At 44.4% G+C, this 25,226-nt stretch carries 24 protein-coding genes; 3 read left to right on the top strand and 21 right to left on the bottom strand.

Translation table 11 applies throughout. The features are described from left to right. From ASD40_RS05755 to ASD40_RS05690, 14 genes are all read right to left on the bottom strand, one after another. Positions 1–873 (bottom strand): type II secretion system F family protein, encoded by an 873-nt coding sequence (locus ASD40_RS05755; RefSeq protein WP_057302378.1) that lies wholly within the window; start codon positions 871–873, stop codon positions 1–3. Continuing rightward, entirely contained in the window at positions 870–2,132 is a 1,263-nt protein-coding gene (locus tag ASD40_RS05750; RefSeq protein WP_057302377.1) for a CpaF family protein, read from the bottom strand. Before ASD40_RS05750 ends, ASD40_RS05755 begins: the two co-directional genes overlap by 4 nt. After that, the gene (locus tag ASD40_RS05745; protein WP_057302376.1) at positions 2,129–3,244 is read right to left on the bottom strand and encodes a nucleotide-binding protein; all 1,116 of its coding nucleotides are present in this window, start codon (positions 3,242–3,244) and stop codon (positions 2,129–2,131) included. The genes ASD40_RS05750 and ASD40_RS05745 overlap by 4 nt, the downstream gene beginning before the upstream one ends. Before the next feature lie 260 nt (positions 3,245–3,504). Then, a complete protein-coding gene (locus ASD40_RS05740; RefSeq protein WP_057302375.1) occupies positions 3,505–4,017 on the bottom strand; it encodes an acyl-CoA thioesterase in 513 nt (170 codons plus the stop codon). Between the two features lie 107 nt (positions 4,018–4,124). Continuing rightward, on the bottom strand, positions 4,125–5,765 hold the full coding sequence (locus ASD40_RS05735) for a serine/threonine protein kinase (protein ID WP_057302374.1): 1,641 nt from the start codon (positions 5,763–5,765) through the stop codon (positions 4,125–4,127). Between the two features lie 86 nt (positions 5,766–5,851). After that, complete coding sequence (locus ASD40_RS05730; protein WP_057302373.1) at positions 5,852–6,889, bottom strand: SAM-dependent methyltransferase; 1,038 nt, start codon at positions 6,887–6,889, stop codon at positions 5,852–5,854. A gap of 23 nt (positions 6,890–6,912) precedes the next feature. After that, complete coding sequence (locus ASD40_RS05725) at positions 6,913–7,686, bottom strand: ABC transporter ATP-binding protein (protein ID WP_057302372.1); 774 nt, start codon at positions 7,684–7,686, stop codon at positions 6,913–6,915. A gap of 21 nt (positions 7,687–7,707) precedes the next feature. Beyond that, positions 7,708–8,061: a cyclic-phosphate processing receiver domain-containing protein gene (locus ASD40_RS05720; protein WP_063860249.1), complete on the bottom strand. Its 354-nt coding sequence runs from the start codon at positions 8,059–8,061 to the stop codon at positions 7,708–7,710. A gap of 42 nt (positions 8,062–8,103) precedes the next feature. Then, positions 8,104–8,931 carry a deoxyribonuclease IV gene (locus tag ASD40_RS05715; RefSeq protein WP_057302441.1) on the bottom strand — a complete coding sequence of 276 codons (828 nt, stop codon included), beginning with the start codon at positions 8,929–8,931 and terminating at the stop codon, positions 8,104–8,106. A gap of 15 nt (positions 8,932–8,946) precedes the next feature. Further along, positions 8,947–9,756 (bottom strand): Fpg/Nei family DNA glycosylase, encoded by an 810-nt coding sequence (locus ASD40_RS05710; protein WP_057302371.1) that lies wholly within the window; start codon positions 9,754–9,756, stop codon positions 8,947–8,949. 187 nt (positions 9,757–9,943) lie between these two features. Then, positions 9,944–11,404 (bottom strand): ribonuclease H-like domain-containing protein, encoded by a 1,461-nt coding sequence (locus ASD40_RS05705; RefSeq protein WP_057302370.1) that lies wholly within the window; start codon positions 11,402–11,404, stop codon positions 9,944–9,946. Further along, entirely contained in the window at positions 11,401–11,598 is a 198-nt protein-coding gene (locus tag ASD40_RS05700) for a hypothetical protein (RefSeq protein ID WP_057302369.1), read from the bottom strand. Before ASD40_RS05700 ends, ASD40_RS05705 begins: the two co-directional genes overlap by 4 nt. Beyond that, positions 11,599–13,845, bottom strand: coding sequence for a DEAD/DEAH box helicase (locus tag ASD40_RS05695; protein WP_057302440.1), 2,247 nt, complete (start codon positions 13,843–13,845; stop codon positions 11,599–11,601). It lies immediately after the preceding gene. A 182-nt stretch (positions 13,846–14,027) separates the two neighbouring features. After that, a complete protein-coding gene (locus ASD40_RS05690; protein WP_063860253.1) occupies positions 14,028–14,243 on the bottom strand; it encodes a hypothetical protein in 216 nt (71 codons plus the stop codon). 155 nt (positions 14,244–14,398) lie between these two features. Here ASD40_RS05690 and ASD40_RS05685 point away from each other — a divergent pair, with 155 nt between their 5' ends. Further along, entirely contained in the window at positions 14,399–15,001 is a 603-nt protein-coding gene (locus ASD40_RS05685; RefSeq protein ID WP_057302367.1) for a nitroreductase family protein, read from the top strand. A gap of 143 nt (positions 15,002–15,144) precedes the next feature. On the opposite strand, the gene ASD40_RS05680 is transcribed toward ASD40_RS05685, so the two are convergent. Genes ASD40_RS05680 through ASD40_RS05670 form a run of 3 tightly spaced genes read right to left on the bottom strand, consistent with a single transcriptional unit; the run spans position 15,145 to position 17,950 of the window. After that, entirely contained in the window at positions 15,145–16,179 is a 1,035-nt protein-coding gene (locus ASD40_RS05680) for a metal-dependent hydrolase (RefSeq protein WP_327205275.1), read from the bottom strand. Then, a complete protein-coding gene (locus ASD40_RS05675) occupies positions 16,176–17,159 on the bottom strand; it encodes a lysophospholipid acyltransferase family protein (RefSeq protein ID WP_057302366.1) in 984 nt (327 codons plus the stop codon). The genes ASD40_RS05680 and ASD40_RS05675 overlap by 4 nt, the downstream gene beginning before the upstream one ends. Before the next feature lie 20 nt (positions 17,160–17,179). Then, a complete protein-coding gene (locus tag ASD40_RS05670; RefSeq protein ID WP_057302365.1) occupies positions 17,180–17,950 on the bottom strand; it encodes a GNAT family N-acetyltransferase in 771 nt (256 codons plus the stop codon). A gap of 198 nt (positions 17,951–18,148) precedes the next feature. Here ASD40_RS05670 and ASD40_RS05665 point away from each other — a divergent pair, with 198 nt between their 5' ends. Further along, positions 18,149–18,862 (top strand): class I SAM-dependent methyltransferase, encoded by a 714-nt coding sequence (locus tag ASD40_RS05665; RefSeq protein WP_057302364.1) that lies wholly within the window; start codon positions 18,149–18,151, stop codon positions 18,860–18,862. A 111-nt stretch (positions 18,863–18,973) separates the two neighbouring features. Here ASD40_RS05665 and ASD40_RS05660 read toward each other — a convergent pair whose 3' ends face one another. Both ASD40_RS05660 and ASD40_RS05655 read right to left on the bottom strand, forming a co-directional pair. Then, positions 18,974–19,663: an LrgB family protein gene (locus tag ASD40_RS05660; RefSeq protein WP_057302363.1), complete on the bottom strand. Its 690-nt coding sequence runs from the start codon at positions 19,661–19,663 to the stop codon at positions 18,974–18,976. Beyond that, positions 19,653–20,003 (bottom strand): CidA/LrgA family protein, encoded by a 351-nt coding sequence (locus tag ASD40_RS05655; RefSeq protein ID WP_057302362.1) that lies wholly within the window; start codon positions 20,001–20,003, stop codon positions 19,653–19,655. The genes ASD40_RS05660 and ASD40_RS05655 overlap by 11 nt, the downstream gene beginning before the upstream one ends. Positions 20,004–20,283: 280 nt before the next feature. Here ASD40_RS05655 and tlp point away from each other — a divergent pair, with 280 nt between their 5' ends. Further along, positions 20,284–20,499: a small acid-soluble spore protein Tlp gene (tlp, locus tag ASD40_RS05650; RefSeq protein ID WP_057302361.1), complete on the top strand. Its 216-nt coding sequence runs from the start codon at positions 20,284–20,286 to the stop codon at positions 20,497–20,499. 46 nt (positions 20,500–20,545) lie between these two features. On the opposite strand, the gene rnz is transcribed toward tlp, so the two are convergent. Both rnz and metH read right to left on the bottom strand, forming a co-directional pair. Next, on the bottom strand, positions 20,546–21,475 hold the full coding sequence (rnz, locus tag ASD40_RS05645) for a ribonuclease Z (protein WP_057302360.1): 930 nt from the start codon (positions 21,473–21,475) through the stop codon (positions 20,546–20,548). 105 nt (positions 21,476–21,580) lie between these two features. Continuing rightward, positions 21,581–25,018, bottom strand: a complete 3,438-nt coding sequence (metH, locus tag ASD40_RS05640) for a methionine synthase (protein WP_057302359.1) — start codon at positions 25,016–25,018, stop codon at positions 21,581–21,583. Positions 25,019–25,226 lie beyond the last annotated feature (208 nt).

The following is a 25,226-nucleotide window of genomic DNA, read 5'->3' as shown; positions in this document are numbered from 1 at the left end:
CTACACCTTGATATTCATGATTTTTTGAGTGAGTACATAGCAAGCACCAAGCAGCAACAAACTTGCAGACATGATAAGTACACCACTGCCTGTATAAAGAGTATCCATATACTCTGGAGAAGAGAACGCAAGCACGGCAACAATAACGATCGGGGCAAAGAGCAATACCCTTGATTCAAAACGTTTCTGTGCAATCATTACGGAGATATCCTGTGAAATTTCAAGCTTTTCGCCAATCACCGTAGCCGTTCGTTTCATGACCTCCACCAAGTTGCCACCCGTCCGCTTACAAGTTAAGAAAACGTCTGTGAAGCTTCTTACATCCTCTAGATGGCTGCGATCCGCTAAATTTTTCAGAGCAGCTTCAATGGGTTCCCCGTTCTCTACTTTTCGGCAGATAATACTAAATTCCAAGACAATCAGGCAAGCGGGATCTGGATACAGCATTTTCAGATCTTCTAATGCCTCTCTAAACGCTGTTTCAATCGACTTACCAACCGTCATGGAAGAGGATAGGCAGCTTAATGCTTGCTTGAACTGTACATACAGTTTGTTTTTACGAATTTGAATTAATTGCTGCTTACGTATTCGGGGAAATGCGAAGCCTACCGCTGCCAATGCTGCAGCAAGAACGAAGCTTTTGTAGAAAATGTAGCCTACAATGAACGCTGGTAAGGCAAGCATTAGGATAGCACTTACTTTTTCCTTGAAGGTTAACTGATAGTGGTTATAGTCAATCAGACGGTTGATTGTAGCTGAGTGCTGGATGGGCTGAGATTCAGCTCTCTTAGTTGATCCTTTTCTTCGTTCCAAATACAAAAGAAAAAACCAGCTGAACGCTCCAATAATGAGGAGAAGCAAGAAAATCTTCATCCTGCATCACGCTCTCCCTGAACCTGTGCAAACCACTCTGGCAGCTTCTTTCCAGACATTCGAATTTTGTGCATGTGGTGCAGTCGGTTTCCGGTATAAGCAAGCTCACCTATTACCTTTCGATCCATCGTCTCCCCTTTTTCATCAAATAGGAAAAGGGGATGCAGTTGGACCTCACCATCCTTCACACCAAGTACTTCATGAATTTCAGTGACTCTACGGGTACGATCACGTATTCTGCTTACATGAATCATAACATCCAGCGCTGAGGCAATTTGCTTACGAATAACGTCTACCGGAAGTGGGGCTCCACTGAGCACCATCGTCTCTAGTCGGCTGAGCATGTCAACAGATGTATTCGCATGCCCTGTGCTTAAACTTCCGTCATGCCCAGTATTCATCGCAGCTAGCATGTCGAGTGCCTCCGCTCCGCGAACCTCCCCAACAATAATCCGATTGGGTCGCATGCGCAGTGAAGAACGAATAAGCTCTCGAATCGTAATCTCTCCTTTCCCTTCCGTATTGGCATTTCTGGTTTCCATTCGCACCAAGTTAGGTACAGTCTGTATCTGTAGCTCAGCAGAATCTTCAATCGTAATGATGCGTTCGTGCGGGGGAATCCAAGCACTAAGTGCATTTAGAAATGTCGTCTTCCCTGAACCTGTTCCGCCACCAATAAAGATATTAAAGCCTGATTCAACCATTACTTGTAAAACTTCTGCTGCCTCTTCCGAGATACTTCCCATACGAATCAAATCCGCCATTAGTAGGGGCTTTTCCGGAAACTTACGAATCGTTAAAGTTGGACCACTCAAAGAGGCTGGCGGAAGAACAATGTTTACCCTTGACCCGTCAGGCAGACGCGCATCGACTATTGGCGTTGCTTGATTCACAATCCGGTTCACCTTAGAAACAATCATCTGAATGAGATCTTCGAGCTTCTCTACACTTTCCAAAGGATACGGATATCGCTCAACGGCACCTTTCCTTTCGAAAAAGATGCACTCGTGCCCATTGACCATAATCTCTGTCACGGATGGGTCATCGATCAGCGGTTGAAGGATATCCAACCCACGAAAAGAATCAAAAATACGCTTTACTAGAGCCTGCATCTCGCTTGAAGTCCAACCGTGCTCTCCTGCTGCGCTGAAAACAGACTCCTCTATAAGTTCAATTAATGTGACATCGCTGACCGTACTTGAAAGATCAATCTTCTCCTTTATCTGCTGCTTCAATGTGAGAAACAAATCATGATTCATGAAGCAGCAGCCCCTTCTCTAACCAAAGAAGAATGCCCTTTTTCTATTTGAATAGCAGTAAACATGTCATACGTCTGTTCTGAAAACAAGCCAGATTGCCAGATCTGTTCTGGAGTGCTTAAAACTTTCCACTCGGGGATATAAGGAAGCTTGAACGTTATTTCCTTACCCAAATCTGAGAAATCATTCGTTTCCTTGCCCGTATATTTATTGATTACGAAATGTACATTTTGCATGGAGCCCAATTGCTTCTGGAGTGCCTCAGTTTTATATAAATCATTTAAATCGTCCCGTACAATCCAGATGATATGATCACTGACATCCAAACTTTTTACAATTCTCGGATGCACTGTAGCTTCTAAATCAACAATAATGAAGTCATATTGGTTCAACGAGATCAATGATTCAATAAGCAGACGGACATGATCGCCGCTCATTTCCTGCATCTCCCTGATTTGATCTTTGGGAGTAAGATAATCAATACGCAGCCTAGAATCGTTAGATTTGAGCAGCTGCAGCTTAGGTCCCAATAACTCAGGCGTGCTTTTCATGTAGTATAGAAGCTGTGAAAATCGTCCTAAATCCCCCTGAAGCCACTGAGAGGCTGTACTGACCGACTCCAGGCTGAGATAAAAAACCTGTTCCCCGCGAAAAGACAACTGCTTCGCCAAATGAACGGCGGTCATCGTTTTCCCACTATTCCCGCTGCTGCTGTAGACTGATAGAACTTTAGTTCTTTTCGTCCCAGGCCCCGCATCAAATCTATGTTTTTCCGTATAAAAAGCCTGAAGTCGCGATATTAATTGGTGCAGGGATTGAAAACGATATAAGAACGGAATCTTCGTCTCCGCTTCTTTGGAATTTGCAATCGTTTCACTCAAAATCATTTTGCATAAGGATGTACTCCGATTCATCATAAAGGGGTAATATGCCTCGGACAGTAATAAAACCCCTTCTAATTGCTGATTTTCAATCACCTCGAAAACCAATTCTATTTTGGAAAAAAGCCTCACTTGTATTCTCTCCGCGAACTCAGAAGATCGTATGAAGGCAGCAAGTCTCTCTGCGTAAACGATGTCATCATCTAAGACGTAAAGTTGAATTTTATTCATTCCTACCTCCTTTTTCTTATTTCATTCATGAAACATTGGCATACACGCCACTGGCGATTAAGACAAAGCTAATAACCGTAAGCACAATGGCAATGCGAATGGTCGTCTCAACCTTCATCATCAGCCTCCTTCGCGATTCGGAGAAAACAAAAAAGCACACGCCGATTGAGGAGATATGATCTCCACGATCAGCGGTGCTTCCGCTTGTCCGATTTAATTTATCCAAATTGTACCACATTTTACCGGAAAATCAATCCCTTTTATTCCCAAGGGTATTTCATCGTGAAGAAGCTCGCCAGCTTCTTACTTTCAACTCTTCGTAAACGTCTCATTTCTGCTCGGTGTGGCGCCGATTCATGCAGCTTCTTCTCTTCTTCCGTTTCTGGAACCACATCTGGAACTTCAACCGGAACTTTGTTGTCATCGAGTGCTACGAATGTCAGGAAAGAGGTTGCGGCAATTTTTCTTGCCCCAGTTTTCAAATCTTCGGTTACGACTTTGACGAAAACCTCCATCGAGCTTTTGCCTGTCCATGTCACGAATGACTCCAAGCAAACCGAGTCTGACGTATGTATGGGTGACAAAAAGTCAACAGAATCCGTTGAGGCTGTCACGACAGACCTCCGGCAATGTTTATGTGCCGCAATCGATGCAATGTCATCAATATAGGACATCAATTTTCCACCAAAGAGCGTGTTGTGGTTATTTACATCCGTAGGAAAAATTCGTGACGTCTTAAAGCATCTGGATTCTCTAGCAAATCTTTGTTCCATATGTATGGCCCCCTCTATCTGCATCTAAATGAAATATGACTCATCATAACACAATTAAGGTCGTTTGGTTATAACTTGAGAATCAATTTACAAATTTATTAAAGGGGTTAACTAGGCTTTTTGAATCGTGAGAATAACGATTTACTCTCCTTCAAACTGCTTTTTCTAACCGTATCTGCCGGCAGAATTTCTCTAAGTAAAGGGGTCAGAGCATCTTTCAACTTCTCCAAAACCTCGGTCTGATCTTGAATACATTCCCCTCTCCAAACAGAACGCATGACTTCAGCACGCAGAATTTCAGGTAAGGTGCATAACGGTGCCGCTGGCAGTGAATCTACCCATTCATTCCGCAAATGTCCCGGCATCGTGCCGTTCGCCACAAAATGCACCTTTTTACCACGCTGCTGATACTTATCAAATCGATTGAAATGCGCTCGTGAACTTGGGCGATTACACTTTCCAGGAGAGGCGTCTACAACTACAATGATCTCATCCGCACTATGACAAAGTTCTTGAACAGAAGGATCCTCCCAATGCGTAGATACGTCCCAAATGACGATCGGTTTTTTTATCGTATGTAGAAGCTTGAAGGAATCCGCAGGATGCCATGTGCTTTGAAACCCTTCAGGATGAAGAGGTACCCATGTCGTAAAACCGTTGATCCATGATGAAATCACTGCAGACATTTGTTCACTAATGAGATTAGAAGCGAATGCGTAATCCTTAGGGGCCTTGTTATCGCCGTAAAGGAGCATATACAAATCAGGTTCAATTGTTGGCTGCTCAACAAGCGCGTTCGGAATGTGCATAGCGTGAAGAATTCTTGCCAATGTAATTGCCATGAATGTCGCACCTACACCAGCAAATAAACCGCCAATAACAATTAATTTATCTGGTGTTGAAGTGATGATTGGTGTGTGTTGTCCAAGAGCTAATGGGGCCACAGTTGTTTCGGAATAGATGGAACGAAGTCTCATTTTTACTTCCATGGCAGATTGACAGCGGTTTTGCGGATGCTCTTGCAGGAGTAATCGTACGGTGGAGGTTAAAGCTTCAGGTAAATCTGGACGTATCTGTTCCAACGATTTTTGGGTTATATACGCATACTGGCCGCCTGATAATAAATAATACAGCATAGCGCCGAGTGTAAATAAATCAGTGCGCGCATCCGTTTGTAAGCCTAGGAATTGTTCGGGAGCAGCAAAGCCAATCGTACCCATTTGGATGGTGTCGGATTGTTTGCCGTTTTTGAAGTGTCGGGCAACGCCAAAATCGATTAATCGAACTTGGTTCTGCTCATTCAACATCACATTAGATGGCTTGAGATCGCGGTAAATAATCGGACGAGGTTGAAACGTGTGCAAATAGTGAAGTAAATCGCACAGCTGAAAGGCCATATGAACAATTTTCGCAACGGGTAACTCGCGTCCTTTATCTTCGAATAAGTCTTGCAAGGTTGGCCCTTGAATATAATCCATTACCAAGAAGCCTTTTCCATCATCGGTTGTAAAATAATCAACTAACTGCGGCAACTGTGGATGTTGGAGCCTAGCGAGCATTTCCGCTTCTTCTAGAAAGAATGTCAAATCATCGGCTTCAAAAGGCAAACAATCTTTCACTGCCCATTTCTTCCCTTTCAACTTCAAATCTTCTGCTAAATAAACGTGACTCATACCACCTTGACCGAGCAAGGCTTCAATTCGATATCTTCCCCCAATACATGTTCCGATCCAACTTTGTTTATTCATCAATAAATAAATGACCCCCTTATCAGGTAAGATTTACCTTGATTATAAGAGGGCCTTCTTTAAAAATCTACATTTTTTTCCACATTCTACGTCTTTTGCAAATAAAGTGTCAATTCTTCCCGATTGTGAAACAATTGCTTGGCTTTAAGCAGGAAGAGAGACGGCTCCAAAATCTTCAGAACATCACGAACCGTTTGGAACGGTTTTTTATGCATGAGTTTGACCGTAATGATTGCCGTTCCCCCACTTTGTAAGGAATAGAGCAAATCAGCAACTAAACGACCCATTTGACGTGGATCCCAGCTCATATCGCAGACAAGCAAATCAAACTCATTTTCCCTAAGCTTTACTTCACCAGCATTTTTCTTAAGAATCGTGAGAAGTCGGTTGCCTTGAAGTCTGGGACTCATGGAAGCAGGGTCAATAGCCGTAACACGCAAGCCGCGCTCCAAAAGTAACGATGTCCATCCACCAGGGGCCGCACCAATATCTAGTGCCGTACGAGCAACGCTGAAATCAATACCGAATCGCTGTTCTGCTTCCAAAAGCTTGAATTTAGCACGCGAGATTTGATCCTCTTCCTTCATGAACCGGATCGCACCGCCTGACCAATCTGACAAATTGTCGGCAGGCTTGGATAGCCCCACGAATAACTTCTTAGCGCTAATATACACGGATATGATTTGATCCGCATATCGAACTACGGGTTCAGCCTGAATCTCCGAAACCAATATTTCATCTAAAGCTGCCTTGACGGTAAAAGGCGCGTAAGGTACATCCGCCCGCTCTTCTTTGCGCACTTGGGTGGCTATTTTCTCGCCTGAACCAATAAGTCCTGAAGAAATGGCATCTCTTAGCCAAGCCTTGAGATGTTCGATATCCGCATCCGTACGGCTCAAGTCCCAGTCTTGACTCACAGGCTGAACATGCCTAAGAAACATAGGCTCCTGCTCTTTAAGCGTTGTGATCATATCTTCTGCACCCTCGGGCACTTCGAATATAAAAACCTCTGTTGGCACCAACAAAGTAAACTTAGTTAAGGGAAATAACTTACGAATTTCATCTTGTGCATATTGAGCGAACCCGTGATTCGAGGTACCAATGTATGTCGTTAAGTGTGTCATAGCCGCATCCTTTATGTAATCTACTATCTTGATTCAATAACCTTAATCCATGGCCGTTCTTGGAACCATTCCAACGTGATTTCGATCCCAAAAGCTCGATGAATATGTTCCGGAGTCAATACCTCTTCTTTGCGCCCTGCAGCAATGATTTCACCTTGTTCAATGATAGCAACATGTGTAAATAAAGGGATTATTTCTTCGATATGATGCGTCACGTAGACGACCGTAATGTTTTGCTTGCTAAGGTCATTGACATCTGTTAGAAAACGTTCTCTCTCGTATAAATCTAGACCAGCCGCTGGTTCGTCCATAATGAGAATGGAAGGCTTCATCATGAGCGATCTGGCAAGCATGACTTTTTTACGTTCTCCTTGCGAAAGACTTCCTAAAGGCTGATGTGCCAAATGAGGAATGCGAACACGCTCCAACATGACTAGAGCACGATCTTTCACCTCTTGCGGTATTTCCTGATAAAACCGTAAATAGGCATATTCACCCGTAGCGACAACCTCGAGGACAGGGTCACTCAGGTTCAATTTTTCGAATAAAGACTGTGAAATATAGCCGATTTTTTTGCGAACTTCCCTCACATCACATTGACCATATCGATTGCCCAGCACGTCTACCGTTCCCCGACTCGGGAACTCGTATCCATTCATCATTTCAAGCAATGTTGTCTTACCTGAACCATTACGGCCTAACAATACCCAGTGTTCACCTGGCTGAATGTGTACATTCACATCCTGTAAAATATGACGTTCTTCTCTAATAAAATGAATACCGGATAAATGGATCATTTGCGGTCGATTCCTTTCTGACTACGGCTCACTCTTATAAGTCCCTTGTGCAATCTGCATGAGCAAATCGTCAGGAATTCGGTGAGGGTATAGACTCATTCCTTCGGGTTTGGCCGTGTAAAGCGTTTGATACATGGCCGTGCAAGCCGAGGGACTGGAAGTATGAATATAAATTGTTTTGGGAAATTTACGCTGTTGCGTCAACCAAATGACGACGTCCATGCCAGTCTCCATCGTAGACCAACCCAAATCATGATCTAACGACAAAATATCAACATCAAATTCCTGGAGAAGTAAAATGCATTCTTTGACATCTTTGGCTAAAGTAAATCCTTGGGGACAAGGGCGCAAGTCATCTAAGTATACATGAATCATGATCGGATTTCCTTTCCTATTCATGATGGAATGAATGATGGACTAGTAAACCAAAGATTTCACCAGTGCAATTTCCTGAGCATGTGTACCATCACTACCTGAACCTGTTTCAAGAACGATAGGAATTTGCTTCAAAAAGGAAGAGCTTAGCATCTGCTGTAAATTCTCTCGGCCAATATAACCAGCCCCAATATTTGCATGGCGGTCTCGGCGGGAACCACATGGATGGACAGAGTCATTCAAATGAACGGCCTTCAGATGCGGAAAATAGTCAAGCTGTCTCCCCTTGGTCTCAAGCTCTAACCAATTATGCCCCTGCCATAAACCACTTGCAAATGCATGACACGTATCCAAGCAAAATCCAATCTTCTCTGGAGCTTCACTCAGTTTGCGCACTTGAACCATTTCTTCCAAAGTTAGCCCCAGCTGAGCACCTTCTCCAGCTTGATTCTCAAGCAAAATCAAAGAAGAACCCTCATATCCTTGAGCAGCACTATTCAAACATTGTATTATATTTTTATAGCCTTGTAACGGGTCTTTTCCAATATATTTTCCAAAGTGCACCACTAATCCTACCGAACCGCAGGCATCCGTAATTTCCAAACCATTCCTCAAAAGCTTTATCATATTCTCGCGTTCAGCCTCATCAGCCGCAGGGTTCAGTGGATACGGAGCGTGCCCAATTGACAAAATGCCGTGTTCCAGGCAAAATTGCGCACATGCGCTTGTATCTCTTTGATTAACCAACTTGGTAGAAAGACTGCGCGGATTCATGGGAAAGTATTGAAACGCATTTGCTCCTATAGACAGTGCGGTTTTGGCCGCACCTAAATAGCCTCCACGCGTACTAACATGAGCGCCAATAAACATCATGAATCAGCCCTTTCACGCTTGACAATTAGCACAATAGAAGCATTTGCGACTCGAAACTTCTGTCTTGATTAGTTGATGTCCACAGCGCAAACAAGGCTCCCCTTCTCGATCATATACACGACACATAGCATCGAACTGCCCCGTCAAACGGTCACCAACAAACAGAGGCTCGTCTATATATCCCCCGAATTGAATAGCTTCGAGAAGAACCGAGCGCATGGCTTGAAATAAGCGATTCTGCTCTTCTTCTGTCAGTGAGGAAAGTTTACGAAGAGGGAGAATGCCCGCATAAAAACATATCTCATCAGAGTAACAGTTCCCAATCCCTGAGAGAAATGATTGATCGACAAATGCTGCTTTCAAGTTGCTATTCTTACTTTTCAACACCCGTTGGAATTGTGTAAAAGTAAAACTGGATTCCAGTGGCTCAGGCCCAAGCTTGCCTAATAGCAGATCAACCTCAGGCAGTTTATGCATGTGCAAATATCCTAACCGCAATCCGATGAAATATAAGTGCTTCGTGCCAAAATGGATCATAACTTGCGTTGTCCGATCCGGCTTCTCTTCCTCCGTGCCATAGAACATCCAACCACCAAGCATTAAATGCAATAATAAAACTTCACCTGATACCAAATGAAACAGCAAATGCTTAGCTCTGCGATCTATCCGTACAATACGGTTCCCGGTTAGCGTACGAATGAAACTATCCGGCTCCACATTCAATGATTTCGGACGAGTAACTTCCGCCCCTGTGATTGGCGAACCTTGGATCAACCGCGTCAACTGCTGGCGATAGGTTTCCATCTCTGGAAGTTCGGGCATGGCACACTCTCCTTGCCTTTTTCTTCCTTGTATATCCAAATGACTGGGAAAGTAAACGGAACTACCTAATACAACTTCTGGATGGTTCTGGAGAGTCTTATTTTAATCATAATGTTATTAAAATGACTAATAGCAGTCTTTAGGGACTTCTGTTACTATGGAATGCTAACAAAAATGGTGAAAATGCTTAAATTAGCCCTTCACTGACGTAAATCGGCTTTATTTTGCGAGTTTTGTTTTTCTCTTTCGATGTATTTTTCCCCTTCGCAACAGGAGATGTCATTTCAAACGAATGACTTTCGGTTTTCCTCAACTTTCCTTTCAATCGATGGATACGTTTCTCCAGTGCTTCCTCGACCTCGTTTTGCCTTTTATCTCCACGATGAAGCGAACGGCGGCGCCAGAGCTTCGCCCAAGCCTCCTCAGCGTAAAATATCGCCTGAGCAAAGTTCTTCTCTCGATGTTCGTAATACATCGCTAGCTCCAAATAAGGCTCCAAATGAAGCGCAATGCTCGCTTTTTTGATGGCAATCCAGCGCTTCCATAGTTCAACTGCTCGAAGATTTTCACCATTCTTCTTGTAAAAGGCAGCTAATAGAAGAATGGCAGATTCTTGATCAGCTGGATCAGCTGATCTTGGATCATTCATTAACCTATCAAATAATTCATCGAAATAATTCTCAGCTAATACAGTACGGCCCATTTTGTCTAGCCATACACCTGTTCGGAACAATTCTTCGAGTTCGAGCTCGGGATCAGTTTCAATCTCTTGCTCTCCATTCGACGGCAATCCCTTCATTTGCTCCAGTTCAAAACGGTATGAACCCGGTATTCTTCCTGTAACTTCACTACCCCCGCTCAACAGTTTGCCGAAATGTATGGCAAGTGCAGCTAAAGTAACGATATCGTGCTCATTATGAACGAACACACCTTCAAGTACGGATGGATTTTTCTCCGCCAGATATTGAAAATATAAAGCGGGTGCCATAGACCCCGGCACATCATCTACACGCTCAAAGCCAAGGCGGCTCTCTTCAACTTTGCTAAGACGGCAAGAAGGAAGCGTGTTTCGCCATAAGCTTCGCGAGGGATAAAGAAGATCAAGTTGAAGGAGCTTCCCATCGTCCAATTGGAGTCGATTAAGAACATAGCGATTCTTTAGAATCGGCCAATCGAACGTTCGGCCATTGTAGGAAATAATATGCGTGAAGCGGTCGAGCAGTTCTTGCAAATAAACAAGCATAGCATGCTCTTCCGCTGGGTTGCGAATCAACAGCTGTTCTACCGTGAACAGCTCACCGGTATAAAAGCCGATGCCGACCATGAACGGCACGTTACCTGCACCGACGCCGAGTCCGGTCGTTTCGGTGTCGAAGAAGAGCAACTCTTCGAGCCGGACGACGGCGTCACGGTCGTGAAAGCAGGACAGCTGCTGCGCAACATCGGCCAGCTCACGCAGCCGATACTTGCCGTGCACGCTGTCCGCGCCGTATACACGGCGCCGCATCACGAACGAGCCAGCTGGACTCGTTTCTACATGGGCGCCTAGCTGCGTCCACTCGCCGTCTGCCACAGGCAGCGTCGGCGCTGCCGTCTGAGCCGCTGAAGGTCCCCGCAGACGGCCCAGCCTCTCACGGAGCCCGCTCATCGGGCACCGCCTTCGAGCTGCGCAAGCAGCTCCAGCGCATGCTGCATATCATTGGCCGAACGCCCCGCCGACATCTCCTCGTCGAAGGTAAACCAATAAAAGCTCGTATGCAGCTCTTCTTCAGCTAACCGTATAGGACCGGAGCGTTTGTTCTCATTCGTTTTTTTTATGTAGTAGGGTACTGAACCTCGCATTTATAATCCCTCCATTAATAAAAGGGATTTTTTCTTTGCATCCATCCCTTCTATTTCAGTTCCAATACATGAAGGGCAGCCATCTTCACAGGGGCATTTTCGAATTAAGTTTCTGGCTGCTTCTTTTATTTCGTCGAATCGTTTATATACGTCTTCCGCTAATCCGATACCACCGGGGTAATGGTCGTATATAAAGATCGTAGGCAGCTGAGAATGTTCTGCCCTTATTTGTGAAACTACGTGAATGTCGCTACGGTCGCACATTACAAGAATAGGTACAATATGCCTTATTACATTGGATATTCCCATTAATAGCTGCTCTAGTGTTTTTATTTCTAAAGCCGGGTCAACCTCATTTATTTCTACCCAGGTCGCGCTGGTATGCAGTTCTTCTTCGGGAAGCTTAATCGGGCCGTATCCAATATTTTCGAAACTGGTCAAACGGATTTTTTTAAACATGGTTGCCATAACATTTACTGCAGCATCGCCGTAATGAATTGACGTTGTACGCCTTTTTCCCGTTCGGTCTATAGATAAGACTTTTAGCTTTACTGCCAGGTTCGCGTCGGTGTAATACTCTACATCGACTTCCCGTACGTATGCCTTCTTATGTTCCCAGTCTAATTTTTCTACTTGAAACTGTACTCCCTCATGAAGATATATTGCTTCGTCGTGCAAAAGGGTCATGGCGCTAAATCTGTCCATCTCGCCAATAATTTTTACGTTCGCTACGTCTGACTGGTCGATAATTACTACATTTTCCTGCGCTGCGGATCGAAGACTTACTTCATGGGCAGGAAATGACTGGCTTGCCCAGTAAAACGAATCCCCAGCATGAGTAAGTACCCTTTCTTCTACAAGGTATTCCAATATATCGGTTATCTCCAATGGGCCGAATTCTTCCCCAATTTTTACGGGAAGTTCATACGCTGCACAACGCAAATGATCTACCAGGATTAATAAATTCTCTGGGTTAATTCTTGCCGATTCCGGGGAACGTTCGAAAAAGTATTCTGGATTTAAGACGAGATACTGGTCTATAGGGGTATTACTGGCTACCATAACCACCAGGGCTTCTCCATGCCGTCTTCCAGCCCGACCTGCTTGCTGCCATGTGCTCGCAACGCTACCCGGATACCCCGACATAATACAGACTTGAAGCTGCCCAATGTCTACCCCAAGTTCTAAAGCATTCGTACTTACTACGCCTAAAATTTCCCCGTTCCTTAATCCTCTTTCAATTTCCCGGCGCTGATTCGGTAAGTAGCCACCCCGGTATCCCCTTATGGATTTGGCCCCTAGTTCATTTTTTACGAGTTCCTGCAGATGACTTAATATTAACTCTACTCTTACCCGACTGCGGGCAAAAACAATAGTCTGTACTTTATTTGATAAAAATTCTTTGGCTAACTGGTTTACTTCTACTGTTGCACTTTTCCGAATGTTTAACGACTTATTTACAATTGGCGGGTTATAGAAAACAAAATGCTTCCTTCCCTTTGGTGCGCCGTTATCGTCAATTAGCCGCATAGGCTTTCCTGTAAGCTGTTCAGCTAGTTCCTTCGGATTCGCTATAGTTGCAGAAGTGCAAATGAAAAGTGGATTACTGCCGTAAAATTTGCAGATTCGTTGTAATCTACGTATAACATTTGCTACATGGCTGCCGAAAACGCCCCTGTACGTATGTAGTTCATCAATGACAATGTATTTAAGATTACTAAATAAACTTACCCATTTCGTATGATGGGGAAGGATTGCGGCATGTAACATATCTGGGTTAGTAATTACAATATGCCCTACTGTTCTTACAAGCTGCCTAATGGCTGGGGCAGTATCGCCGTCATATGTAAAGCTTTTTATATCAATGCCCATTTCAGTAATGATTTCGTTTAATTCGCTTTTTTGGTCTTGCGCCAAGGCTTTCGTTGGGAATAAGTAAAGCGCACGGCTTCCGTCGTCTTCGGCTACTGCCTGTAATACAGGAAGGTTATAACAAAGTGTTTTACCCGAAGCAGTTGGAGTGACAGCAACAATATTTTCACCTTTACGTACAGTTTCATAAGCTGTGTGCTGGTGAGTGTACAACTGTTCTATTCCTCTTTGAGCTAATGCAGCCTTTATTCTTAGGTCTACACTTTCAGGCATTGAACGGGTCTTTGCTTCTTGCGGTTCAACTTCATGCCAATTAACTATATTTTCATTGCTTTTTAATCCTTGTATTAGATCCGATAGGGATTTTTTTCTTATCATATTTTCACCACTCCGCATAGAACGACTGTTCCCCTATTATAAACGTCTCACACAAAATAAAAAAGCCCCATTTATTTACTGGGACCTTTTCTTATGTAACCTACTATTCATTTTTTTGCTTCAATTTCCCGACAGCTGCGGCAGTACCCAGAAGCGAACGCCAGGTAATATAAGTATGTCTACATGAGATCGGATGAATCATCATAATCATACCGAATTCCTTCATGTTCTATAGTTGCCAGCTGAGCATTGACAGTGAGCGCCTGCTCCACATTCTCTTGCATTTTGAGCAAAACCTCATGATAATCTCTTGAACGATGCTCTTCCCTATCATGTTTCATCGCTGTTCTTAGCGCTCTTTCAATTATAATAACATCATGACTAGTAAAATTCACGGTTTCTCGCACCTCTTCTTGGTCCTTCATTTCATAACAACTAGTTTTTCCATAATCATGAAAAACCATACAGTTCAAGGGAATTTTCAGAAACTCGTAATTCACATTGAAATCAGGTAATATTAGGAAGATTACAAAATAAGGAGGAATTCATAGTGACAACTTCTTTACCTGCTGAAGTCGAATCCAATCGTCAACCTGACCACGAAATCAATCCTCAATTCCTAACACGTTGGTCGCCACGTTCCTTTACCGATCAAGAAGTGACTGAAGATGTTCTCCTTAGTCTTTTTGAAGCCGCTAGGTGGGCACCATCAGGAAGCAACCTGCAGCCATGGCGCTTCATTATTGCCCGTACACCCGAGCAAAGAGCCAAATTTCACAACTTCATTATGCCGGGTAACCGAGAATGGTGCGAAAAAGCTCCCGTCCTCACCCTCGTCATTTCACATACCAAAACGCCAAAAGGCGGCGATAACCCAAGTCACGCGTTCGATGCTGGTACTGCTTGGGGCTACCTCGCTTTAGAAGCCAATAATCAAGGTCTAGTCACTCACGCTATGGGCGGATTCGACCGGAATCAAGCCCGTGAAGCCCTTCAAATCCCTGAAGAGTACGATATACATGCCGTGATCGCTATTGGTTACCGTGGCCCGGTCAGCGCTCTCGATGAGAAGTTCCAAGAACGTGAAATCCCATCAGGCAGACGTGAGTTAAGCGAGCTTTTATATGATGGAGAATTTGGTCAGACACTTTAATTTTTTGATATAAGAACACCTCACGACATGATTGAAATCATGTCATGAGGTGTTCTCTCTTTTTATATGGGAGACCAGATGTTACAACCTGCTTCAAATCTACCAAAAGAAGCCTCACTCCTTGAAGGAGCAAGGCTTCACATTCAAACATACGGCGGATCCCAAGCCTTCTTATCCCAACCGAGCGTATCACTGACCACGTTCATGTCCCGGTCCAGCAGCACATTGACACCGAAAGGCAGCTTGCGTTTGTGCCAGAAGCGCACATCACGCCACTGCACTTCATAACCGTCGTTCTTCTCTTTCCAACACACATGAATCCGTTGCGCGAAGTGCAAGAATGCGCGAACGCCATCCGTAGCCAAAGTAGCCTTAACAATAGGATGCGATTCGTTCTGATTGTAATCCGATTTGCTGTACTCCTCTTGAATCAAAACGCGGCCATGTTGGATCTCTCCTAGATAGAAGCATTTGTCACCCTCAAGAACAAACTGCCATTGAAACCAGCTTAGACTCGGAATGAGATGACAGATGCCATCTGCGATGTTCAATTCACTTTTTACTAGCTTAACGAATCGATTGCGCTGCGAGGCTCTAATAGCAATATAGAGGAAGGTTGCCGCATATATCAAAGCGAACATCTCTCCGATATGACTGCCGCCATTTCCTTGCCAAATGAACAACCATAGTAGGACACCAAGACCATGAAGACCAAATAAAAATGGTTCATAGAGACAGAGGGTATCGAGATGGAACCATTTCTGGGAAAATGGACGGAAGCACTGGACGCCATACACATTGAATAAATCTAGAAATACGTGGAACACAACAGCTGCAAATGTCCATAGATATAAGCTAATTAGATGCTCCCATACACCAAACATGGCAGCGAGGGGCAGACTTATAAGGATGGGCCAAATGAACAAAGCCGGCAGCGAATGAGTGATCCCTCGATGAACGCGAACATAGTTCGCATATCCTCTCAGACGCGCAAAGGTATCAAAATCAGGGGCATGCGAACCAATGAGTGTTCCTGCAAGTATGGCATGAGCCAGCTCAGGCTCTTGTGCAACGGCCGGTTCCAAACATGCCAATCCCGCTAACGTGACGCCGAACAATAAGTGGCTTCCTGTGTCCATGTGCCGATCACCAATCCTTTTGGTCGTTGTGTGAGTCATCCTGCTGCTTCCGTGGTTAAATCTATACTTCCGATCACATCGTCCCTTGTAGTAACGGCTGTTGCTGATGGGCCCCTCTCCCACCGTTCATGAACATTAAACCAATAAAACCACGCCGAAGGCTGCTCACGGATAACCCGCTCCATGAACGCATTCAAAAGTAAGTTTGCCTCAGCACGTTCTGAACGTCCTGAACGCTCAAATTGTTCGTGTATGTGAATTGGAGATCCAAAAACTAACCGATGCTTAAACCCTTTAAGACGAAACCCATAGAACGGCACAACTGGCACATGATGCTCAAGCGCTAACATGGCAGCACCTTCAGGTGTACGAGTTAGTCGGCCAAATAACCTGGATAAAGGAAATGTCGGTCTCCAGAAGTCGCCGAGGATGAAAATGACCCCGCCGCTCTGCACATGCTTTTTCAATGTACGATACAGCGCAAGAGGGGGGACACTATCGTAATCTAAGCCGTTACAGCCCATAGCGCCAAACTTCATATATAGAGGTTTAAGTTCGGGACTCCCCGCTGAAGCCACCGTTAAGCAATCGAATTTCTGAGTCAAATACCAATAATAATTGAAGAAATTGCCAACATGCGGTGCATAGACAATGAATCCCTTACCCTTCGCTTGACGCTGTGCTTCTTGTAGGTGTTCCTCACCTTGCACGTCAAAATGACTTGCATGAAGCTTTTTCAACCGAACAGAAAGGAAGAGAATTTCATAAAGCGTATATACGATATTTTGAACATAATGCTTGGAGATAGCCTTTAATGAACTCTTAGGCATTGCACCTAGCAAGTCTATTAAATTGTTTTCCACTCGCTTTAGAAACCCTTTTCGGAATACCCGATAAAGCGCAAACGCCAACATAGTACAAGCAGCTGACATCATCCACATGGGAAAAACGCGGAGCACTCTCTCGATGTGCTGCAGCCTACATTCATTCAATGTCAGCTTGGCAATCCATTCATACAAGGTAAGTCCTCCTTACCTACTTAAGTAGTCAGAAAATGGCGTTTATAACGACGTGTAACCCGATCTTTTTGTAAAATAATAAAGAAATCAATGGTCTCAAATAGTTCATCATATGCCGGGTCTCCGCCAATCTCTGCCCCGAGCCATTGATAGCCTTTCATCAGAGGCGGCAGTTTACGGAATAGCTCTTTCTCATTGCTATCGACTTCTATTTGAGCAAGGCCAGGGATTCGATGCGTGGCAAGCGGTTCAATGCCGAATCGGTCCGTTATCACCTGCTTTTGGCGCAGCATCGAGTAGATCAAATTTAGTTCCTCCAAATTGCCCACATGCACACTCGCACAACCAATTAAATGCGTATAATTTCGCTCGCTAATATAACCAGCAATTCCTTCCCAAAGGAGTTGAATCGCTTTGCCACCCCGATATTCGGGAGCAATACAGCTCCGTCCAAGCTCCAGCGTTTGGCTTTTCAAATCTGAATAGGCAGTAAGATCAAATTCAGTTTCGGAATAAAATCCGATCCCTTTCAATGCTCGATCCCCAGGCAGCAACCGATAAGTACCGATCACTTGCTCGGTTTCGATATCTTTCACAATGAGATGATCACAGTAAGCATCGTAGACGTCCTTCTCAAGCCCTTGCTCATTCAGCATCTTCATGTTCTTCTCTTCCTCGACGAAAACTTGATACCTAAGTCGCATAGCCTGCTCAATCTCTTGTGCGCTGCTTGCAAGCCTAACAGACAGCTTGGCATGCTGGGGCGCCGTATTCAGAAGTGGTCCATTCATCTTCCTCACGCCTTTCAACTGGAGTCTAATAACTCAAGATTAGCAGAGGATTATTAAGTGTTCGTTTTCGTGTTATTAAGAATTTGTAATATTTCGTGAATTTCGCACTAAAAACGTCATCATCGTTGTTTAGACATTGATAACTTGAGGTATATAAACGTATACAAACCTTTCTATTTCAAAAGTGGAGGTATCCTGATGAACACAGCCCGTTTACAACGAATTCGTGAAGAAGAAAAGCAATATCATGAAGATTGCTTCGAGCAGCATCGCCTTTATACCAAGGGGTCGTGGCTGGACAAACCCATTCCGCTGATCATGGAACTCGTTAAGCAGATTGATCATGCCCACCCGCTTTCCATACTGGACTTGGGCTGCGGGGTAGGGCGTAATAGTATTCCTCTCGCGCAATGGCTCAAGTCATCTTTAGGCCATGTTCATGGTGTAGATTTGCTTGATATGGCTTTAGAGAAACTGCATACTTATAGCAAGGAGTTTAGCGTAGAGCATCTGATCAGTACTGAACAAGCAGATATTAGTACGTATGAGATCCCGCCAAATAGCTACGATTATATCGTTGCTGCCTCTAGCCTGGAGCACGTGAAATCCGACACAGCTTTCAAACAAGTACTCCGAAGGATGGCCGCGGGCACCAAGCCAGGTGGCATTAACTTTATTATGATGAATACGAATATTGAAGAATTCAACCGTCAAACTGGCAGAAAGCGTGAAACGCTCATCGAAGTTGTCATGCCGAAAGAGAATGCCCTGACAATCCTTCAATCAAATTACGAGGGCTGGGAACAGCTTCATCTCTCGGATACGCCGATGCGTCTGGATATTTCAAGACATGACGTTCCTGTTATTCTCAAGGCAGATAGTCTTACGTATGTGGTGAAATTACCTAATTAACGTAGGATGATTCCCTGCAGACTATCATTCTTCTTTCAGCATTTTCCATATTTGGGATGCAAAAAAGAACAGAGCTCTTATTACGAGCTCTGCTCTTCAACATACACGGCACTATTTTAACCACATGTAAATGGGTATAAATAAAATCGAAGTCATAATCCCACAAATCCCCATGGATAATCCAGCAAATCCACCCTGTTGTTCAGAATCCTTGAATACTCTGGCTGTTCCAATGCCATGTGCCGCTGTTCCAATTGCAATGCCGATCGAGATATCATCTCTAATTCGAAACCAACTCAAGATTCGAGTACCAAACATACTGCCCAGCAGCCCAGTTAAAGTGGTTAATACCGCTGTTAATTCAGGAATCGCGCCTAAATGTGCGGCTATTTCAATGGAGATGGCCGAGCTTACTGATTTGGGAAGCATACTTAGGATAATGGACTGACTTCCTCCCAATAACCCCACAATGGCTGCACTAGCTGCAATACCCGTAATTGAACCCGCTAAAACACTTATCAAGACACGCGCCATATTTCTACGTATCAATTCTCTATATTTGTAAAGAGGTACGCCTAACGCAACTGTTGCAGGCCCTAATAAAAGCGTTAGCACGTCAGCCCCTCGTTTAAAGTCCTCATAAGGAATACGCAAACTTACTAGTACAATGATAATGAAACCCGTACAACTAAACAGAGGATGCATAAACCGCCATCTTTGGTACAACAAATTGGCTAACGCATAGCTGATCACACTTAGAGAAAGACCAAACAATGGATGCTGAAGTATGCTATTCGCCATGTTCGGCACTCTCCTGCCCTAGCTTTGACGATACCCAACCTGTTACTACAAGAACAGCCACCGTTGCACCGACAGTCCCTCCGCAAATAGCAAGCCAATTAGCTCCAATGATCGGAATAAATGCTAGAACGCCAACCGTAAAAGGGATAAAAAAGAGCATCATATGCCTCGTCAACAGTGAAGCCGCTTCTTCCACCCAAGTTAGCTTTACGAGCTTAGTAAACAACGCCGCGGTAAAAAGAATGAGCCCGATCACGTTGCCGGGTAGCGGCAGGTGCAGGCTCAACTGAATCACATAACCTAAGAAATTAAAGCCTAGTAATATAGCAAAACCGAGCATAAATATTCTCCATTTCAGCTGCGAGCAGCACTATCCTGAGTCTCTGTAATAATTTCGTATTTCCCTAAACATAACACAAAAAATCGAGGACATAAAAATAGAAAGCAGCACTTCGGCAAGTGAAATTTCCATATGATCACCTCGGTTAACGTGGGATTATGTTTATTGTATGAAGGAAATCCGGGAAATTGACTTCTTAAACAGTGAATAATCTTATTGACCTTGTGGAATCGTATAACAGGATGTCAATCTATCGCCTCAAAGGGAGGGAAGAAATACTATGGCAAAGCCAGATAATCGCGAAGATAATCCAGCCCGTTTGCAGAACGCCATCGATCATACGATAGCCAATCTGCACGAAGCTGAGGACTACTTGGACGAACATGCTGATGAAATAACTGCCGAGGAAAAACAAAGCATCGAATCCAAGAATGAACGCCGCAAAGAAAGCATCAGCGGCTTCATCGAAGAGAAAAAAGACGAATCGAACAGATAAGAAAAGCGAGAAGCCACTTCCAAAAATCGGGGGTGGCTTTTCTTTATTACCCTTTACGCGGTACTTCAAAGCTCCAGAAATCCTTAGCTATGTAGCTATTGCCGTGAATCTTCTGAGCCTCTTGCAAAAGCTCCATTACGGCATCACCCTGATATCGCGAGCTAATATGTGTCATGATCAGCGCATTCGCTCCCGCTTCCTGAGCAGTTCTTGCCGCATCAATTGAAGTGGCATGATCAAACGAATACGCAAGCTCCTGCTTATCCATGGCGAATGTAGCCTCGTGCACAAGCACATCAGCGCCTCGTGCCAAGTGCTGAGCTCCGCTGCAGTAGCGCGTGTCACCAAGTATAACGACAATGCGTCCGGGTATCGGCGCACCTAGAAAATCAGTCCCATGAAGCGTACGACCATCCTCCAACTGGACGGATTGGCCTTGCTTCAATTTACCATAAAGCGGACCTGCCGGTATGCCGAGTTCCATTAGTTTTTCCTGCATAAGCTTGCCAGGTTGATCCTTCTCTACGATCCTGTAACCGAAGCATTCGATACGATGCTCTAATCGTGCCGTCTCGACTTGGAAGCTTTCATCTTCGAAAATCAAACCTTCTTCCTCGATTTCCACAATCTGAAGCGTATACGTTAAATGAGCCCCGCTAACGGAGAGGGCCGTCTCAACAAAACTCTTAAGACCCCGCGGACCATATAGCGTAAGAGGTGTATCCCCTCCTAAATAGGAACGACTCGTTAACAAACCAGGTAGACCGTACAAATGATCCCCATGCAGATGCGTGATGAAAAGCATCTCCGTTCGTCCCAATTTCACTGGAGAGTTCAGAATCTGCTGTTGCGTCCCTTCCCCACAGTCGAACAGCCAGTAGGTTCCGCGTTCATCCAGCAGGTTTAAAGCGATTGAGGTGACATTTCGTTGTTTGGAAGGCATACCCGCCCCCGTGCCCAAAAAATACAAGTCCACGATCTAAACTCCATTCTATCTAAAATCACAATGCCAAAATGTAAAGCGAGGACGCCGACGAACCATGTAGTTCGCACAAGCTGCCTCGCTTTATACATAAACTTTCTATCCTACGTTGAAGTAACGAGCTTCCTTATGGGCAAATACGATCGCAGAAACCGATGCTTCCGGCTCCATCATGAACGACTCCGTTAGCTCTACGCCAATATCCTCTGGCTTCAGCAAGTTGAACAACTTCGCTTGGTCCTCGAGATTCGGACATGCCGGGTAACCGAAAGAGAACCTTTGTCCGACATATTTGGCCCCAAATCTCTCCTGCATGGTCATATCTACACGATCGGCTATCCCCCATACATCGCGCATGATGTGATGAATCCGCTCGGCAAAGCCTTCAGCCATTTCCAGTGCTGTAGCCTGAAGGGCATGGGATTTCAAATAATCCCCTTTATCCCGCCATTCTTTAGCCAATTCATTAATATCATGCCCTGCCGTAACAAGTAAGAAACCAACGTAATCCATTTGCCCGCTTTCTACTGACTTCAGGTAGTCGGATAAGCAAAGATAAGGCTCTTTATCTTGACGCGGGAATGTGAAGGTTTCAAGCACTTTACTGTGATCCTGCGGGTCATACACGATGACATCGTTACCGCTGGATTGTGCTGGGAAGAAACGGTACATCCCGTGGGCTTTGATAATCCCATTATGCTGTGCAGCATATAGAATTGAATCCACTGTATCCTTCAATTGAAGGGCTTTCGTATCTTTGTCGCTAAGCAGCTGCTCTACTTTACCTTTCAAACCAAGATGATGACCAAGCAGCATCTGCATGTTGACATAAGGCATTAGATGGCTTATCGGGTAATCCCTCATAATATGGCGTTCTGTATCCTGCGGCACTTGCACAGGAAGATCCTTGGATACAGCAGACGAACTCACACGTGTGAGCTGTGGCAGTTTCTCTTCCTTCTTACCGGTATCCATCACATCAGATTCCAAGCTTTCTCTTAGCTCCTGAATGAGACGTTGGCGTTGTTCAGGGTCACTCAGTCTGTTTGCAATATCCAGCCCATCCATCGCGTCCTTTGCATAAAGAACAACACCTTCATATTCAGGCTGAATACGTGTTTTGGTAAATTTACGTGTTAGAGCAGCACCGCCAACCAGAATCGGTACATCCACACCTGCCGTACGTAAATCTTGGGCCGTGATAACCATTTGCTGAGCCGATTTCACAAGCAATCCAGATAAACCAATCGCGTCCGGAAGCTCCCTTCGATAGGCTTCAATGATTTGCTCCGGCGGTACTTTAATCCCAAGATTAATAATCTTATAACCATTGTTCGATAGGATAATTTCGACCAGATTTTTACCGATATCATGTACATCACCTTTAACGGTTGCAAGAATAATTTTCCCCTTAACCGCTGTTTCGGATTTCTCCATGAATGGTTCCAAATAATTAACTGAAGCCTTCATGACTTCCGCACTTTGTAAAACCTCAGCCACAATCAGTTCATTCCCATTAAAAAGGCGTCCAACTTCCTCCATCCCCTTCATGAGCGGCCCATTGATGACTTCAAGCGGCGAATAAGTCTGTAAAGCAATTTCCAAATCAGGGATCAGCCCTTCCTTGGTCCCTTCCACGACATAAGAGCCAAGTCTTTCTTCTAGAGTCAGATTCGAAATCTTCTCTTTCTTTTCCACTTTTTTCTCACGGAAATGAGCAACAAATTGTGCCAGTGTCTCATCACTCGTATTGTAAATAAGTTCTTCAGCTAATTGACGCTCTGTACCCGGGATGGAAGCATAACGCTCCAATTTTTCTGTATTCACAATGGCATAATCTAGGCCTGCCTTCGTACAATGGTATAGATATACGGAATTCAGCACTTCACGCCCAGCATCCGGTAAACCGAAGGAGATATTACTTAATCCTAGAATTGTTTTGGCTTTAGGAAACTTTTCTTTAATCAGCTTGATGCCCTCAATCGTCTCTACGGCGGAACCGATGTACTGCGGGTCTCCGGAGCCTACTGGGAACATATTGGGATCAAATATAATATCCTCCGGATTCATACCATACTTCTGTGTCAAAAGCTCGTAAGACCGCGTCGCCACTTCGATCTTCGCTTCTCGCGAAACAGCCTGGCCTCGTTCATCAATGAGAATACAAACAACCGCAGCCCCATAACGTTTGATTAAAGGTAAAATTCCTTCGAACTTCGTTTCGCCATCCTCCAAGTTAATGGAGTTAATGATCGCCTTACCTTGGGAGTACTTAAGTCCTAGCTCAATAATATGGTCATATGTCGAGTCAATCATTAACGGAACTTTGACTTTCTTCACAACCTGCTGCATGAACTCTTCAACGGCATAAGCTTCGTCAATGTCTGTATCCTGCAGATTAATATCAATAACGTGAGCGCCGTTCTTAACTTGATTACGCGCAATCTCAGAGCCCTCTTCAAACTTCCCTTCTTTAATCAGGCGTTTGAATTTTCGGGAACCTGAAATATTGGTCCGTTCGCCAACCATGATCGGACGATTTTCTGGCTCGATAAATAACGTTTCAATCCCGGAGACAGCAGGTAAATGCGAACCATATTGCGTTCTTGGCTTATACTGAGAAAGTGTCTCCGCCATTGCACGAATGTGATCGGGCGTTGTCCCACAGCACCCACCGGCAATATTGAGCCAGCCTTGCTCTGCAAATCCGGCCATCTTTTTAGCCAAAGATTCAGGAGACTCGTGGTAATGTCCGTTCTCATCCGGCAAACCGGCATTCGGATAACAACTAATTGCTGTTTCAGCAATATCAGACAATGTTCGGATATGATCCCTCATAAATTCAGGTCCTGTAGCACAGTTCAAACCCATTGAAATAGGCTTCAAATGTTCCAAAGAAATATAGAAGGATTCAATATTTTGACCTGCTAATGTTGTGCCCATCGGCTCAATCGTACCCGAGATCATTATTGGAAGTTCAACACCCAATGTTTCATAAGCTCTGCGAATTCCGATACTGCCTGCTTTTACATTCAGAGTATCTTGAGAAGTTTCCAATAGTAGTGCATCCACGCCCGCTTCAACCAGAGCTAATGCTTGCTCATAATAACTCTCCTCTAGCTGAGCGAATGTGACTCCACCGGTTACCGACAACGTTTTGGTTGTTGGACCCATGGCTCCGATAACATAACGAGGCCACTCCGGTGTCGAATATTTATTCGCTGCTTCGATAGCCAGTTTGGCTGCCGCAAGATTTAATTCACGATGACGATCTTGCAAATCATACTCCGCTAGTACCACGCTCGTGGTCCCGAATGTATTTGTTTCTATCATATCAGCGCCAGCGGCGAAGTAAGCTTCATGAATTTTGCGAATAACATCTGGCCGTGTAACGCAAAGAATTTCATTACAACCGTCCAGATCATCGCTCCCGAAATCTTCAGCTGTTAAGTTCTCTTGCTGAATCATTGTACCCATGGCACCATCTAGGATCATGATTTTCTTTTTAAGCTGCTCTTGTATTGGTGTTTTGGTCATTGCATGACTCCCTTTCAACTTATCCTAAAGCAATTGAGAATAAAAAAAACGACAAATTATGTTATGCTTTAGTGTAACAGAATCCGGCTTCTATGAAAAGAATTTGAATTATCACAATTACCTATAGGTTTTATCGGAAATACTTATGTTCAACCATCGACAGCTAACTGTATTTCCACTATAATTCAAAGGAGAGACTTTGATCGTA

Source organism: Paenibacillus sp. Root444D2, from assembly GCF_001426375.1.
GTDB lineage: Bacteria > Bacillota > Bacilli > Paenibacillales > NBRC-103111 > Paenibacillus_E.
This window is presented reverse-complemented; position numbering and strand designations above follow the sequence as displayed.

What these genes read in the sequence shown, in the direction of transcription:
- ASD40_RS05740 (WP_057302375.1), bottom strand. Translation starts at nt 4,017, where the DNA reads ATGGAACAAAGATTTGCTAGAGAATCCAGATGCTTTAAGACGTCACGA.
- ASD40_RS05665 (WP_057302364.1), top strand. Translation starts at nt 18,149, where the DNA reads ATGAACACAGCCCGTTTACAACGAATTCGTGAAGAAGAAAAGCAATAT.
- ASD40_RS05670 (WP_057302365.1), bottom strand. Translation starts at nt 17,950, where the DNA reads ATGAATGGACCACTTCTGAATACGGCGCCCCAGCATGCCAAGCTGTCT.
- ASD40_RS05735 (WP_057302374.1), bottom strand. Translation starts at nt 5,765, where the DNA reads ATGAATAAACAAAGTTGGATCGGAACATGTATTGGGGGAAGATATCGA.
- ASD40_RS05720 (WP_063860249.1), bottom strand. Translation starts at nt 8,061, where the DNA reads ATGATTCATGTATACTTAGATGACTTGCGCCCTTGTCCCCAAGGATTT.
- metH (WP_057302359.1), bottom strand. Translation starts at nt 25,018, where the DNA reads ATGACCAAAACACCAATACAAGAGCAGCTTAAAAAGAAAATCATGATC.
- ASD40_RS05755 (WP_057302378.1), bottom strand. Translation starts at nt 873, where the DNA reads ATGAAGATTTTCTTGCTTCTCCTCATTATTGGAGCGTTCAGCTGGTTT.
- ASD40_RS05750 (WP_057302377.1), bottom strand. Translation starts at nt 2,132, where the DNA reads ATGAATCATGATTTGTTTCTCACATTGAAGCAGCAGATAAAGGAGAAG.
- ASD40_RS05730 (WP_057302373.1), bottom strand. Translation starts at nt 6,889, where the DNA reads ATGACACACTTAACGACATACATTGGTACCTCGAATCACGGGTTCGCT.
- ASD40_RS05680 (WP_327205275.1), bottom strand. Translation starts at nt 16,179, where the DNA reads ATGACTCACACAACGACCAAAAGGATTGGTGATCGGCACATGGACACA.
- ASD40_RS05710 (WP_057302371.1), bottom strand. Translation starts at nt 9,756, where the DNA reads ATGCCCGAACTTCCAGAGATGGAAACCTATCGCCAGCAGTTGACGCGG.
- ASD40_RS05725 (WP_057302372.1), bottom strand. Translation starts at nt 7,686, where the DNA reads ATGATCCATTTATCCGGTATTCATTTTATTAGAGAAGAACGTCATATT.
- ASD40_RS05715 (WP_057302441.1), bottom strand. Translation starts at nt 8,931, where the DNA reads ATGTTTATTGGCGCTCATGTTAGTACGCGTGGAGGCTATTTAGGTGCG.
- ASD40_RS05745 (WP_057302376.1), bottom strand. Translation starts at nt 3,244, where the DNA reads ATGAATAAAATTCAACTTTACGTCTTAGATGATGACATCGTTTACGCA.
- ASD40_RS05655 (WP_057302362.1), bottom strand. Translation starts at nt 20,003, where the DNA reads ATGCTCGGTTTTGCTATATTACTAGGCTTTAATTTCTTAGGTTATGTG.
- ASD40_RS05700 (WP_057302369.1), bottom strand. Translation starts at nt 11,598, where the DNA reads ATGCGAGGTTCAGTACCCTACTACATAAAAAAAACGAATGAGAACAAA.
- ASD40_RS05705 (WP_057302370.1), bottom strand. Translation starts at nt 11,404, where the DNA reads ATGAGCGGGCTCCGTGAGAGGCTGGGCCGTCTGCGGGGACCTTCAGCG.
- tlp (WP_057302361.1), top strand. Translation starts at nt 20,284, where the DNA reads ATGGCAAAGCCAGATAATCGCGAAGATAATCCAGCCCGTTTGCAGAAC.
- ASD40_RS05660 (WP_057302363.1), bottom strand. Translation starts at nt 19,663, where the DNA reads ATGGCGAATAGCATACTTCAGCATCCATTGTTTGGTCTTTCTCTAAGT.